Source organism: Occultella gossypii (genome assembly GCF_019947135.1).
Classification (GTDB): domain Bacteria; phylum Actinomycetota; class Actinomycetes; order Actinomycetales; family Beutenbergiaceae; genus Occultella; species Occultella gossypii.
On the sequence record NZ_JAGSHT010000007.1, the window covers coordinates 228,836 to 242,025 of the forward strand.

Annotated in this window: 10 protein-coding genes; 4 read left to right on the plus strand and 6 right to left on the minus strand. The window is 71.9% G+C overall.

What is annotated here, in order from left to right; translation table 11 throughout:
• The first annotated feature begins 49 nt into the window (after positions 1 to 49).
• Together KCQ71_RS07725 and KCQ71_RS07730 are read left to right on the plus strand one after the other, a co-directional pair.
• A complete protein-coding gene (locus KCQ71_RS07725) occupies positions 50 to 763 on the plus strand; it encodes an alpha/beta fold hydrolase (protein ID WP_223404509.1) in 714 nt (237 codons plus the stop codon).
• Between the two features lie 44 nt (positions 764 to 807).
• A complete protein-coding gene (locus tag KCQ71_RS07730; RefSeq protein WP_223404511.1) occupies positions 808 to 1,692 on the plus strand; it encodes a universal stress protein in 885 nt (294 codons plus the stop codon).
• A gap of 7 nt (positions 1,693 to 1,699) precedes the next feature.
• On the opposite strand, the gene KCQ71_RS07735 is transcribed toward KCQ71_RS07730, so the two are convergent.
• From KCQ71_RS07735 to ileS, 3 genes are all read right to left on the minus strand, one after another.
• Complete coding sequence (locus KCQ71_RS07735; protein ID WP_223404512.1) at positions 1,700 to 2,074, minus strand: DUF5655 domain-containing protein; 375 nt, start codon at positions 2,072 to 2,074, stop codon at positions 1,700 to 1,702.
• A gap of 12 nt (positions 2,075 to 2,086) precedes the next feature.
• Complete coding sequence (locus tag KCQ71_RS07740; protein ID WP_223404635.1) at positions 2,087 to 3,415, minus strand: bifunctional folylpolyglutamate synthase/dihydrofolate synthase; 1,329 nt, start codon at positions 3,413 to 3,415, stop codon at positions 2,087 to 2,089.
• 101 nt (positions 3,416 to 3,516) lie between these two features.
• The gene (gene ileS, locus KCQ71_RS07745) at positions 3,517 to 6,774 is read right to left on the minus strand and encodes an isoleucine--tRNA ligase (RefSeq protein WP_223404514.1); all 3,258 of its coding nucleotides are present in this window, start codon (positions 6,772 to 6,774) and stop codon (positions 3,517 to 3,519) included.
• A 480-nt stretch (positions 6,775 to 7,254) separates the two neighbouring features.
• Here ileS and KCQ71_RS07750 point away from each other — a divergent pair, with 480 nt between their 5' ends.
• Positions 7,255 to 7,827, plus strand: coding sequence for a dihydrofolate reductase family protein (locus tag KCQ71_RS07750; protein ID WP_223404516.1), 573 nt, complete (start codon positions 7,255 to 7,257; stop codon positions 7,825 to 7,827).
• Between the two features lie 37 nt (positions 7,828 to 7,864).
• Here the strand turns inward: KCQ71_RS07750 and KCQ71_RS07755 are convergent, their stop codons facing one another.
• Both KCQ71_RS07755 and KCQ71_RS07760 read right to left on the minus strand, forming a co-directional pair.
• A complete protein-coding gene (locus KCQ71_RS07755) occupies positions 7,865 to 9,790 on the minus strand; it encodes an AMP-binding protein (protein WP_223404518.1) in 1,926 nt (641 codons plus the stop codon).
• Positions 9,787 to 10,641: an SDR family NAD(P)-dependent oxidoreductase gene (locus tag KCQ71_RS07760; protein WP_223404520.1), complete on the minus strand. Its 855-nt coding sequence runs from the start codon at positions 10,639 to 10,641 to the stop codon at positions 9,787 to 9,789. The genes KCQ71_RS07755 and KCQ71_RS07760 overlap by 4 nt, the downstream gene beginning before the upstream one ends.
• A 77-nt stretch (positions 10,642 to 10,718) precedes the next feature.
• Between KCQ71_RS07760 and KCQ71_RS07765 the strand changes: the two genes are divergently transcribed.
• Positions 10,719 to 11,849: a glucuronyl esterase domain-containing protein gene (locus KCQ71_RS07765; protein ID WP_372453965.1), complete on the plus strand. Its 1,131-nt coding sequence runs from the start codon at positions 10,719 to 10,721 to the stop codon at positions 11,847 to 11,849.
• Here the strand turns inward: KCQ71_RS07765 and KCQ71_RS07770 are convergent.
• On the minus strand, positions 11,824 to 13,167 hold the full coding sequence (locus KCQ71_RS07770; RefSeq protein ID WP_223404524.1) for an FAD-dependent oxidoreductase: 1,344 nt from the start codon (positions 13,165 to 13,167) through the stop codon (positions 11,824 to 11,826). The two genes, KCQ71_RS07765 and KCQ71_RS07770, sit on opposite strands and share 26 nt — an antisense overlap.
• Between the last annotated feature and the right edge of the window lie 23 nt (positions 13,168 to 13,190).

Below are 13,190 nucleotides of genomic sequence, written 5' to 3' on the forward strand. Positions count from 1 at the left end.
GCCACCGGCGGCCCCCCGACACCACTCGACATCACCCAAGGAGACTCCCATGCCCGGTCCCACGATCGTCCTCGTCCACGGCGCTTTCGCCGATTCCTCCAGTTGGAACGGGGCCATCCCCCACCTGCGGCGAGCGGATCTGTCCGTCGTCGCCGTCGCCAATCCGCTCCGCTCACTCTCCGGCGACGCCAGTTACGTGCGGGACGTGCTCGCCACCATCGAGGGTCCGATCGTCCTCGTCGGGCACTCCCACGGCGGCAGCGTGATCACGGAGGCAGCCTCGCGGAATCCCGAGGTCGTCGCGCTCGTCTACGTCGCTGCATTCGCCCCGATGACGGGCGAGAGCGCCCTGACCCTCTCCGGCTCCTACCCGGGCAGCACGCTGGGCGGCACGCTCACGAACTACCCGACCTCGGCCGACGGACCGGAACTGACCATCCGCCAGGACCTGTTCCCGCAGCAGTTCGCGGCCGATGTCGAGCCCGGCCTCGCGGCCCTCATGGCAGTCGCGCAGCGGCCGGTCGCCGAGTCCGCCCTCACCGAGGGCCTGCCGACGGACATCCCCGCATGGCAGCACGCCCCGTCGTGGTTCGTCCTCGCCGGGGACGACCGGAACATCCCGGCGGAGGCGATCCGGTTCATGGCCTCACGCGCCGAGGCGAACGACGTCCGCGAGATCCGTGGCGCCTCGCACGCGGTCGCCGTCTCGCACCCGCAGCACGTCGCCGAGAGCATCCTCGCCGCCGCCGGGTGGGCCCAATGAGCGCCGACGCCAGGCACTCCCCCGCCCGCGGTCGGACACCATCGATGTTCGACCCCCGCCCGCTCCGTCAGCCCCGGACCACGACTCCATCCAGAGATGACCCGCCCGGCGGGATCCTGCTGACGCTGGACGGCGCCAACACCGACCTGAACGCGGTCGACTGGGCCACGGCCGAGGCGGCGGCACGTGGCACCCGACTCCGTATCGTCCAGGCGATCCCCTTGCTGTCGGTGGTCTTCGACCCCTGGCTGCTGGCCACCGGTGGCCAAGGAGCGGAGGCGAGCTACGCCGAGGCGCTCGACGCTCTGGCGGCGACGGCCCAGCGCGCGCATGACCACGAGCCGCATCTGGCGATCTCGACGCACATGAACACGTTCGGCCCGGACTCCGCACCCGGCGCGGCGATCGGGGACACCGCGCTCGTGGTCGCCGGTCGCCGGCTCGGACCCGGCCGCGCGCCGAGCCCGATGGCGATGTGGACGGCCAAGAGGTTGCAGAGTGCGATGGTGGTCGTCCGCCTCGCGGACGCGCCGCCGTCCCCGCGCTCGGCCCTGCGTGCGACCGGCCGGGTGGTCGTCGCGCTCGACCCACGTGACCAGCCCGACGGTGTGCTCGAGGTAGCGTTCCGGGCGGCGCTTCATCGCGGCGCCGGGCTCACCGTGCTGCACACGTGGGACGTGGGCGGACCGGGGCCGGACCTCCTGGCCGACATCCTGCAGCCCTACCTCGCCACGTTCCCGGAGGTCGACGTCCGCGGGCGCCTCGTCCGCACCCCGCTCGCGGCATCCGTCGCCAAGGAGAGCCTTCGCGCGGCACTGGTCGTCGTCGGGCCGCGGCTCCAGGGGCCGCCGCACGCGTCGTCCCGAGCGACCCGCCGTCAGATCATCGGCGGCGCCGGAGCACCGGTCGTCATCGTGCCCGGCGGCTGACCGTCACCTAGACCGGTCGGTCCAGGTGTGCCCCCGCGCCCACCTGATACGCCTCCGCGACCCAGCCGGCGAACACCTCGTCGAGCTCCGCCAGGTCGCTGACCCGGAAGTGATGCACGAACAGTCGCTTGGTGTACGGCGCGGCGCTGCGGATCCGCGGGTCGGAGACCACACGCTGCAGGTCCAGGTAGCCGACCAGGTGGCCCTTCTCGGTGGGCCGGGCGCCCGCGAACCCGCGCCGCGTGCCCTTGACCGTGATGGTCGTCTTGGCGACGGCGTACGTGAACGGGCCGCACGCGGCGACCAGCTCGACGAACCGCTCGTAGAGCGCGACGGCGTCGGCCGGCTTGTCCCGCAGATGGTCCTCCACCGTCCACTCCATGGAACTCGCCCCCTAGTCCCGCCGGAACAGCGCCCGTGCCTCGGCGGCCAGGATCACCGATCCCGCCACCAGCACGCCCGTGCCGGACGCGATCTGGTCGGAGTCGCCCTGCTCGGTCAGGTCCGCGGCCAGTGCCACGGCCTCCCCGACGTGCTCGGCCGTGTGCACCCGGTCCTCGTCGAAGATGTCCCTGGCGATATCGGCCAGGTCGTCGATGTCCATGGACCGCATCGAGGACGAGCGGGTGATGACGATCTCGTCCAGGGCTGGCTCGAGGACGCTCAGGATGCCCTCGGCGTCCTTGTCCGCCATGATCCCGACGACGCCGACGAGCCGATGGAACGCGAACGCCTCGCCGAGCGCGTCGACGAGCACCTGGGCGCCGGCCGGGTTGTGCGCGGCGTCGACGAGCACGGTGGGGCTGCGCCGGACCACCTCGAGGCGGCCGGGCGAGTCGACGTCCGCGAACGCGGCCTCGACCACACCGCCGTCGAGGGCTCCCCCGCCGGTGAACTGTTCGACGGCGACCAGCGCCAGCAGAGCGTTCTGCGCCTGGTGGGCTCCGTGCAGCGGCAGGAAGATCTCGGTGTAGAGCCCGCCGGTGCCGCGCAGGTCGATGAGTTGCCCGCCGACCGCGACGGTCCGGTTGACCACCTCGATGTCGTAGCCCTGGGCCACCACCCGTGCCCCACGCGCGTGCGCCGCCCCCGCGATGATGACGGCCGCGTCCTCGGGCTGTTCGGCAGTCACCACGATGGCGGCTGGGTCGAGCGCCTTGATGATGCCGGACTTCACGGTCGCGATCTCGGTGATGGTGTGCCCGAGCCAGCGCTCGTGGTCCCGCGAGATCGGGGTGAACACCGCCACCTCGCCATCCACGACGTTCGTGGAGTCCCACTCCCCGCCGAGCCCCACCTCGACCACGGCCACGTCCACGGGGGTATCGGCGAAGGCCGCGAACGCGAACCCGGCCAGCACCTCGAAGAAGCTCAGCCGGGACTGCCCCTTCTCCTCGAGCTGGGCATCCACCATCGCCACGTACGGCTCGATGTCGCGCCAGACCTCGACGAACCGGACGGCGGAGATCGGTTGGCCATCGATCGCGATCCGCTCCCGGACCGTGTGCAGGTGCGGAGAGGTGAACCGTCCGGTGCGCAGCCCGAGCTCGCGCAGCAGCCGTTCCACCATCCGCGAGGTGGAGGTCTTTCCGTTCGTGCCGGTCAGGTGGATCGCCCGGAAGGACTTCTGCGGGTCGCCGAGCAGCTCGACCAGCGCCGCGACGCGGTCGATCGTCGGATCGATGTCGTGCTCGGGCGCTCGCGTCAGGATCGCCGAGTAGATCGCCTTGGCCTCGGCCTCGGCGGCCGCCTCCGCGGCACGCTCGGCCGGCGAGACCTTCGGCTTGTCCTCTTCACCGAATCCGTACCGGTGGCTGGTGACGTTCACAGGCTGACCTTCTCCAGATCGATGCCGACGCCGTGGTCGCCGTCCTCGGAGACGATCGGCGACACGTCGACGGCGACCGAGAGCGCGAGCGTCTCGGCGGCGATGAATTCCTGACGGTCCGTCACGGCCTGCACCCACTGGCCGGGCACGGACAGTCGCAGCGAGATCCGGTCTGCGACGTGCAGGTCGGCCGCCTTTCGGGCGTCCTGCACCTGACGGACCACGTCCCGGGCGTAGCCCTCACCGATCAGCTCGTCGTCCAGTTCGAGGTCGAGCACCACGAACCCACCACCGTCCAACACCCCGGCGGCGATCGAGTCGCCGAACCGGTCCTCGATCTCGGTGCTCAGCGAGTACTCCCCCTCCTCCAGAGCGATCCCGGAGACCGTCACCGCGCCGTCGGTGGACTGCGCCCACGCTCCGGTCCGGGCGCCCTGGATGACCTTCTGCACGTCCTTGCCGAGCCGTGGGCCGGCGGCGCGGGCGTTCACGGTGAGCTTCGTGTACACGCCGTAGTCGGAGGCGGCTCCGTCGGCCAGGTCGATCACCTGGACCTCCTTGACGTTGACCTCCTCGGCGATCAGGTCCGTGAACGGGCCCAGTGCGGCGGTGTCCTCCACCACCACGCGGACCTTGCGCAAGGGCTGCCGCACCCGGAGCTTGTTCGCCTTGCGCAGGCCGTGCGTGGTGGAGACAACCTCGCGGACCGCGTCCATTGCCGCCACCAGGTCGTCGGCGGCGAGCAGTGCCGAGGCCGTGTGGTCGGCCGGGTTCTCCGGGTCCGGATAGTCGCTGAGGTGCACCGAGCGTCCGCCGGTCAGCCCACGCCAGACCTCCTCGGTGACCATCGGCGCCAGCGGTGCCATCACCCGGGTGAGTACCTCCAGGGCCGTGTACAACGTGTTGTACGCGTCGGCGTCCTCGTCCCAGAACCGTTGCCGGGAGGTCCGTACGTACCAGTTCGTGAGCAGGTCCAGGTACTCGCGCACCCGGGCGCACGCGCCGGAGATGTCGTACACCTCCATGTCGGCGCGCACCACCGCCACCAGGGTGCGCGTGCGGGCCAGCAGGTACCGGTCCATGTCGTCCAGCTCGGGCACCTCGTCGGGGCGCGGGGCGCGAGCATCCAGGCCCGCACCGTCGTTCGTGGTGTTCGCGTACAGGCCGAAGAAGTACCAGGTGTTCCACAGCGGCAGCAGGATCTGCCGCACGGCGTCCCGGATGCCTTCCTCGGTGACCACGAGGTTGCCGCCGCGCAGGATCGGCGAGGCCATCTCGAACCATCGCATCGCGTCCGAGCCGTCACGATCGAACACCTCGCTCACGTCCGGGTAGTTGCGCAGCGACTTACTCGCCTTGCGCCCGTCGTTGCCGAGCACGATGCCGTGCACCACCACGGTGCGGAACGCGGGCCGGTCGAACAACGCGGTGGCCAACACGTGCAGCAGGTAGAACCAGCCGCGGGTCTGGGGGATGTACTCCACGATGAAGTCGCCCGGGTAGTGGTGCTCGAACCAGTCGGCGTTCTCGAACGGGTAGTGCACCTGGGCGAACGGCATGGACCCGGAGTCGAACCAGACGTCCAGCACCTCCGGGATCCGGCGCATCGTGGACGCCCCGGTGGGGTCGTCGGGGTTCGGCCTGGTGAGCTCGTCGATGAACGGGCGGTGCAGGTCCGGCACCGGCACGCCGAAGTCCGCCTCCAGGTCCGCGATCGAGCCGTAGACGTCGGTGCGCGGATACTCCGGGTTGTCGCTGACCCACACCGGGATGGGTGTGCCCCAGTACCGGTTCCGGGAGATCGACCAGTCCCGGGCGTTCGCGAGCCACTTGCCGAACTGCCCGTGCTTGATGTGCTCGGGCACCCAGGTGATCTGCTCGTTGAGCTCCACCATCCGGTCCCGGAACTGCGTGACCCGCACGAACCAGGAGGAGACGGCCTTGTAGATCAGGGGGTTCCGGCACCGCCAGCAGTGCGGGTAGGAGTGGTCGTAGGTCTCGTGCCGCACCACCACGGGGCGCACGGCCGGCGCGAAGGTCCCGACGGCGCCGGTTCCGGCCTTGAGGTCGGCGATCGCCCTCGGGTTCGCCTCGAACACCTGCAGGCCCTCGTAGTCGGGCACCTCGGCGGTGAACTTGCCGGCATCGTCCACCGGCACCACGGGCGTGATCCCGGCGTCGCCGCAGACCGTCATGTCGTCTTCGCCGAAAGCGGGGGCCAGGTGCACCAGGCCGGTGCCGTCCTCGGTGGTGACGAAGTCGGCGAGCAGGATCTGGTGCGCGTTCTCACGGCCGGCGAAGTACGGGAACGGCGGGGTGTAGGTCCGTCCGGCCAACTCGGCGCCGGTGAGCGTGGCCACCACCTCGGGCTCCTCGCCGAGTTCGCGGGCGTAGGCCTCGAGCCGGGTGGAGGCGAGCAGGACCCGCTCCCCCGCCAATGCTCCCTCGGTCGGCGTGACCACCAGATACGTGATCTCCGGCCCGACGGCGATCGCCAGGTTCGAGGGCAGCGTCCACGGGGTGGTGGTCCAGATGAGCGCCAGCTCCCCGGTCTCCAGGCGCAGGCCCACGGTCAGCGCCGGGTCCTGGCGCATCTGGTAGACGTCGTCGTCCATGCTCAGTTCATGGTTGGACAACGGGGTCTGGTCATGCCAGCAGTACGGCAGGACTCGGTAGCCCTCGTAGGCCAGGCCCTTGTCGTGGAGCTGCTTGAACGCCCAGATCACCGACTCCATGTAGGAGGGGTCGAGGGTCTTGTAGTCGTTCTCGAAGTCCACCCACCGGGCCTGCCGGGTGACGTACTCCTCCCACTCCTTGGTGTAGCGGAGCACGGACTCACGGCAGACGGCGTTGAAGGCCTCGATGCCCATCTCTTCGATCTGCGACTTGTCCGTGATGCCGAGGATCCGCTCGGCCTCCAGCTCGGCGGGCAACCCGTGGGTGTCCCAGCCGAACCGGCGCTCCACCCGCTTGCCCAGCATGGTCTGGAACCGGGGCACGACGTCCTTGACGTACCCGGTGAGGAGGTGCCCGGGGTGCGGCAACCCGTTCGCGAACGGCGGCCCGTCGTAGAAGACGAACTCGTTGGACCCGTTCTCCCCGGCCGGCCGGTTGTCGATCGAGGCCTGGAAGGTCCCGTCGGATTTCCAGTACGCGAGCACCTCCTGCTCGAGCGCGGGGAAACTCGGGGAGGGTGCTACGCCGTCGGCCTGGGTGTGGCGGGGGTAGTGCTGCTCGCTCGGCTGGGTGGCCATCTGCGCGGATCCTTCGTGGGTACGGGTTGCCTGCCGCACGAGGACGATGCGCGCCCGGGTTCGGGACGTACCGCGGTACCACCTCGCTTGCCGCGTGCCCGAGGACACCCGACCGCTCCTTGAAGGCTATGACGGGCCCACCCGTTCCGGTTCTACTGAGCCGGCCCGCGGGCGGGTCGACCGTTCTTCCGGAAGGCTCACCGGTGATGGCCGGGTCAATGCCTCTGTGTGCGAGTCTAGCGCCGACGTCACGCTGATTCGTAAGCAGCCCGCAGCCAGGACCGGACCCGGCGTCCCGCTGACCGACATCGCCTGCGTCCGCACAATCATCGCCCGACGGCTCAGAGTCACGCCCGGTCGGTGCCGCGCCCGATTTCCAGCGGGTTGGACCGAGATCCCAGCGACCCGGAAGTTCCCTTTACCGGCATCACCGCCCGCACTAGCGTGAATGGTCACCGAGACCCATGGAGGGCGACGACGATGTCTGAACTGACGGTGGACGTGATCACCTCGCTCGACGGTTATGGAGCCGCTGAGGGCTGGCCGGGGTTCTGGGGCATGGAGGGCCCCGAGTACTTCGAGTGGATGGCGAGTGAACCGACCGACTACACAGTGCTGATGGGTCGCAAGACCTACGAGCTGATGTCCGGGTTCGCCAGTAGTGGCGCGGAGGACGTCGGACCGCTGGACAGCCTGCCGAAGGTCGTGTTCTCATCGACGCTCTCGGAGCCGCTGGGCTGGCGGAACACTCGGCTGGTCAGCGGAGACGCCGTCGAGGCGGTCCGGGCGATGAAGCAGGACGGGGCCACGCTGCGTACCCTCGGGAGCCTCTCGCTGTGCCGCGCGCTGCTCACCGCTGGGCTGGTCGACCGGTTCCGGGTCGTGGTGTTCCCGGTGGTGAACGGGGCGACCGGTTACGACAACATCTACGCAGACTGGCCCGACGTGCGGCTCGACCTGCTGGACCAGAAGGTGTTCGACGGCCGGCTTCAGATGCTCGAGTACCGGCCGACGGTGCTCGACGGGCCGCCCGGCGCACCAGCCCCCGCGTAGCTCCACGAGCCGCCGCCTCACCCACCGACGGCGTGGGTCACCGCCCCTGGTCGGGGTCCGGCCAGTGCACCGAGTCGTCGTAGTCGTGGTGGCGGCGCAGGTAGGCGACGATGAACGGGCAGTACGGCACGATCGTCTCGCCCCGGGCGACGGTGTCGTCGAGGGCACCGCGCGCGAGTGCGCTACCGAGCCCCTGGCCGGCGAACTCGTCGTCGACGACCGTGTGGCTGAACGCGGTGCCGGCGGCCTCGGTATGGAAGGCGGCGATCCCGGCCCTGGTCCCTCCGACCCAGATCTCGTACTGCCCCTCCGCGTCGTTGCGGACGATCGTCGGTACCTCGGTCTGGCTCACCCGTGACTTCCCCTCGTGACGTGATGGCCCCGGGCCTCGATGCCCGGGCGTTGTGTGTGACTGCCCCGCACCCACCGTATCAACGCGCCGCGGTGCGCGGGCCGAGCCCAGTTCGTCCCGGGCCCGCCCGAGCAGGGCCGCGGCGTCGACGTCGACGCCGCTGACCTCCACGTGCATCACCTGCCCGAGCCGCTCGTCGGGCACCGCGTGGACGACGGCGTCGCTCACCTCGTGCTGGCCCAGGAACCAGTCCCGCACCTCACCCAGGTGGACGTTGTGGCCACCGACCACGACGACGTCGTCCGCGCGCCCGGCCAGGAACAGGCGGCCCTTGGCGTCCAGGTGGCCGACGTCCCCGGTGGCCACGAAGCCGCCCGGGGTGTCGGCGGCCCGCCACGGCGAGCGGAGCCACAGTCGTCCGGTGACACCGTCGGGCACGTCGTCACCGTCGTCGTCGCGGATCCGCAGGCGGACCCCGGTGGCCGGCCGGCCCACCGTGCCCGGGGCGTCCCGGAGGTCGGCGGCCGTGGCGATCGTGGCGGTGCCGGTCTCACTGGTACCGAAGAAGTCAACGAGAGCGCCCGGGTAGAGCGCCTCGATCCGGGTGGCGAGGTCGACGGGCAGCGGCGCGGAGCCTGCCGCGATCCGACGCAGCGGTGGGCGTGGCGCGTGCGCCTCGAGCACCTCCGTGAGCCCCAGGAGCTGCGCCGGAACACCGAGCACTGCCCCGACCCGGTGGGTGTGGATGAGCTCGGCCCAGCGTTCGGGGGTCTGGCCGTGGCCGAGCACGACCGGCGCCCCGATCACCAGGGCGGCCGAGAACACGCTGAGCCCATGCCCGTGCGACAGCGGCGCGGTGACGAGCACCGGCTCGCCGCGGCGCAGTCCGAGCGCCGCGAGCAGGCTGAGCACGGTGCCGAGCTGCGCGCGTCGCACCCCCGGCCGGGCGGTCGCGTGTGGGGTGTCCGTGGTCCCGGAGGTGAGCAGGTGCAGCGTCCCGACCCGCCGCCGTCGCCACCGATCGGCCGGATGGGCGAGGCTCGCACGAACGGTGCCCTGGTCGGGCCGCGGCGAGCAGTCGTAGCGGCGGATCACGGAGGCGAGGGCGGCGCCCGGACCGAAGGCCGAGGCGAGGCCGGGGGCAGTTGCGTCGTCATGGACCAGGAGGTCGGGGCGGGCCTGGTCAAGGATCGACCGCAGCCGATCGGTGCCGATGCTCGGGCCGATGAGCACGGCGTCCACGCCGAGGGCCCCCGCGGCGATCATGGTCGCGACCTGGCCGCGGTGGTCGCGGGCGTGCACGGCGATCCGTGGCGCAGGATCGCCGCCGGCCGCGCGCCGGGCGGCGCGGGCCGAGCGCAGCGCCTCGGTGAGCCGCGCGGCGGCGACGTCGACCGCGCGGGCCAACCCCTCGCCGTCGAGCGGGCCCAGGTGATCGACGAGGACCGGGCCGTGCGGGCTCCGGCGTGCTGCCGCGAGGGCCGCGCCGGGCAGGGTGGTGCCGTAGCGCCACAGTGGGCCCACTGCGGGCAGCTCCGCAACCCGCGGTGCCATCGCGCTCAGCACCGCGGCGGCCTCGGTGACGGCGTGCCAACCGGACCGGTGGCTCACCACCGGTTCCGCAGCGCGGTGCGCAGGAGCAGGTCGGAGGTCGCGGGAGCGAGCGCACTGACCGCGCCGCCGAGCCGGGCCCACCAGGGTGAGATCAGCCGAGGCCGGTCCACGATCGCCCGGCAGACGAGCGCGGCCGCGTCGTCGGCACCGAGGCCCGGCGCCGTGGCGTACCGCGCGGTCGGGGCACTCATGGCGGTGTGCACAAGAGGTAGGTGGATGGACGTGGTGGCCACGCCGTCGGCCGCCAGTTCGGGTGCCACGGCCCGCAGCCAGGCCTCGAACGCGGACTTGCTCGCCGCGTACGCGGAGTAGCCCGGGCTGGGCACGTCCACGCTCGCGGACGCCACGGAGATCAGGTGACCGGCGCCGTCGGCCGTCATCTCCCGCAGCAGCGGCAGCAGCAGGGCGATCGGACCCAGCGCGTTGACGCCGGCGAGGCGCTGCACGTCGTGGAAGCGGTCGGTGTAGTCCGCGAGGCTGCGGCGGATGCTGTGCCCGGCGTTGGAGATGACGACGGCGGGGGTGCCGTGCTCGCGCAGGGCCGCCTCGGCGGTGGTGCGGGCGGCGTCGGTGTCGCGCAGGTCGACGCGGTAGGTGTCGGCGCGTCCGCCGAGGGTCCGGACCCTCCCGGCGACGTCCTCGACCTCCTCGCCGCGGGCGAGCAGCACCACGTGCGCGCCGACGGCCCCGAGGCGGATCGCGATCCGTTCGCCGACGCCCCGCGACGCGCCGGTGATCAGCACGGTTCGCCCCGTCACGACCTCGCGTACCGCGTCCGGCCCGGGCCCGAAGCCGGCCATGCCGAGAAGCGCGCGCACGGCCACCGGCCACCCCTGGTTCCCCCGCATGCCCGCGAGCCTAACCGCCACGCGAGGTCAACTACGCTCGACCCGATCCGACCGTCGAGGAGATGCCAGTGCCACGCATGCGCGAACTGCCGCCCCTGCCCTTGACGCATTCCGGCGAGTGGCCCGACCGCCGCGCGGAGCTCGTCGACGCGTTCGCGCGGCACGTGTACGGGCGGACACCCACCGGCGGGACCACCGCAGGAGTCGAGGATCGCGGCTCCGTGGCGGTGCGGGGCGGGCGCCGGTCGGACCTGGACGTCACCGTCACCGGCCCGCTCGGGGAACGCGTCGTGCCGGTCCTCGTGCACGTGCCCGAGGGGGCAACGGGCCCAGTCCCCGTGGTCATCGGCCTGAACTTCGCCGGCAACCACACCACGACACCGGCACCGGGCGTGCGGATCCACCGCAACGCCGGGACCGAGCGGGGCGCGCGGGCGTCCCGGTGGCCGTACGAGGAGATCCTGCGTCGGGGCTACGCGGTCGCCACCGCGCACTGCGACGACCTCGAGGTCGATGCTCCCGGTCACGCGGACGACGGCGTGCGGGGCCTGTTCCCCGGCGACCCGGCCGACCCCGCGGGCTGGGGCACGATCGGTGCGTGGGCGTGGGGGCTCAGCCGGATCCTCGACGCCGTCGCCGAGGTCCCCGGGATCGACCCGGCCGCGGCCGTGGCGATCGGGCACTCCCGGCTCGGCAAGGCGGCCCTCTGGGCGGGCGCGCAGGACGAGCGGTTCGCCGTCGTGGTGTCCAACGACTCCGGCTGCGGCGGAGCGGCCCTGCACCGGCACCGCGGGCCAGGCAAGGAGACCATCGCCGCCATCACCACGAGCTTCCCGCACTGGTTCGCGCCCGGCTTCGCCCGCTACGCCGACCGTGAGGACGACCTGCCGGTGGATGCCCACCAGCTGCTCGCGCTCATCGCACCCCGCGCCCTGCATGTGGCGAGCGCGGTCGAGGACGCGTGGGCGGACCCGCTCGGCGAGTACCTGGCCACCGTGGCCGCCTCGCCGGCCTACGAATCGTTCGATCTCACGGGCACCCGGGTCGATGGCGAGGAGCCCGTGTCACTACCGGCCCTGGGTGAGCGGGTCGAGGGCCGCCTCTCCTATCACGTGCGATCCGGCGGCCACGACCTCACCGCCGAGGACTGGGGCCACGCGCTGGACGCGGCCGACGGCGTGCTCAAGGTCGCAGGGCCGCACCGGTGACGGCCGGCCCGGACGCCTGCGGGGCATGCGGCGTCCCGGGGTCACCTGGCACGATCGCACCCTGCGCGCGGATGGCGTTCCGGACCTCCGCCACGCCCACCCGGGTGGCTCCCCCGGCCGGCCCGGCAAGGGCCGCGAGCGCACCCACGGCCTGTCCCATCGCCATGCAGGAAGCCTGCACCCGGGCCGCGGAGTTCGCGACCCGGTCCGCGCTGAGCGAGCGGCCGGCCACGACGATCCGCTCGCTGCCCGCGGGGATCAGCGCCCGCAGCGGGATGGTCGGGAACGTGCCGACCTCGAGCATCCGGAAGTCCACCCCGGCGCCGTCCGCGCGGTGGATGTCGATCGGGAAGTAGCTGTAGCTCACGGCGTCCTCCCACAGCCGGCCGGACGCGTAGTCCTCGCCGGTGACGGTGACCAGACCCTCGATCATCGAGGTCTCGCGGATACCGGTCTCGAGGGCAGCCCAGTCGACCGTGGTGGCGCCGAGACGCGGCTGGCCCTTGAGGAACGTGAGGATCCGCAGGAGCGCGGCCCGGCCGGCCATCTCCGCGTCCGTTCGTTCGGCGCTGGTGGCGCCCTTGATGCCGGTCACGTGGATCGCGTTGAGGCCCCTGTTGCGCAGCAGCGTCCGCAGCGGCGCATCGGCGCTGCTGAAGTCCTGCGCCCGCAGTCGCCCGTCGGCGACGGCCCGGGTGTACTCCACGTCCAGGGCGTCCAGGTCGAGGGCCTCGAAGTCATACCCACCGAGGCGGACCATCAGCGTGCCCGGCTGCAGCTCCTCGTGCTGGCGGCGGGGCAGACCGGCCTGACCCACCACATTCGCGTCGCCGGTGGCGTCGACGACCATCGCGGCGCGCACCCGGACCAGCCCCTCCTTGGTGCACAGGGTCAGGTCGCAGCCGTCCGGATCCTGCGCTATGTCCCCGAGCATCGTGTGCATGAGGACGTCCACCCCGGCGTCTGTCACCAGCTCGTCGAGGACCGCGGAGTAGATCACCGGCGTCACCCGCACGGACAGCTTCCAGTGCGGACGATCCCAGTCGGTGAAGTCCGGCAGCGCGTCTCCCGCGAGCGACACCGCTCGTGTCACGGCGTCCCAGCCGATGCCTGCGATGACCTGCCGGCCCCACGCGTGGAAGAGCGACGTCGTGAACACGCCGGCCACGGTGGTGGTGCCGCCGAGGGCGCCGTTCTTCTCCACCAGGAGCGTGCGCGCCCCCATCCGGGCCGCCTGGACCGCAGCCGGGTATCCGGCCGGGCCTCCTCCGATGACCACCACGTCGTACGGCTCGGCCAGGTCAGGTGCGGTACCCACTCATCGTCTCCCTCGACGTCGAT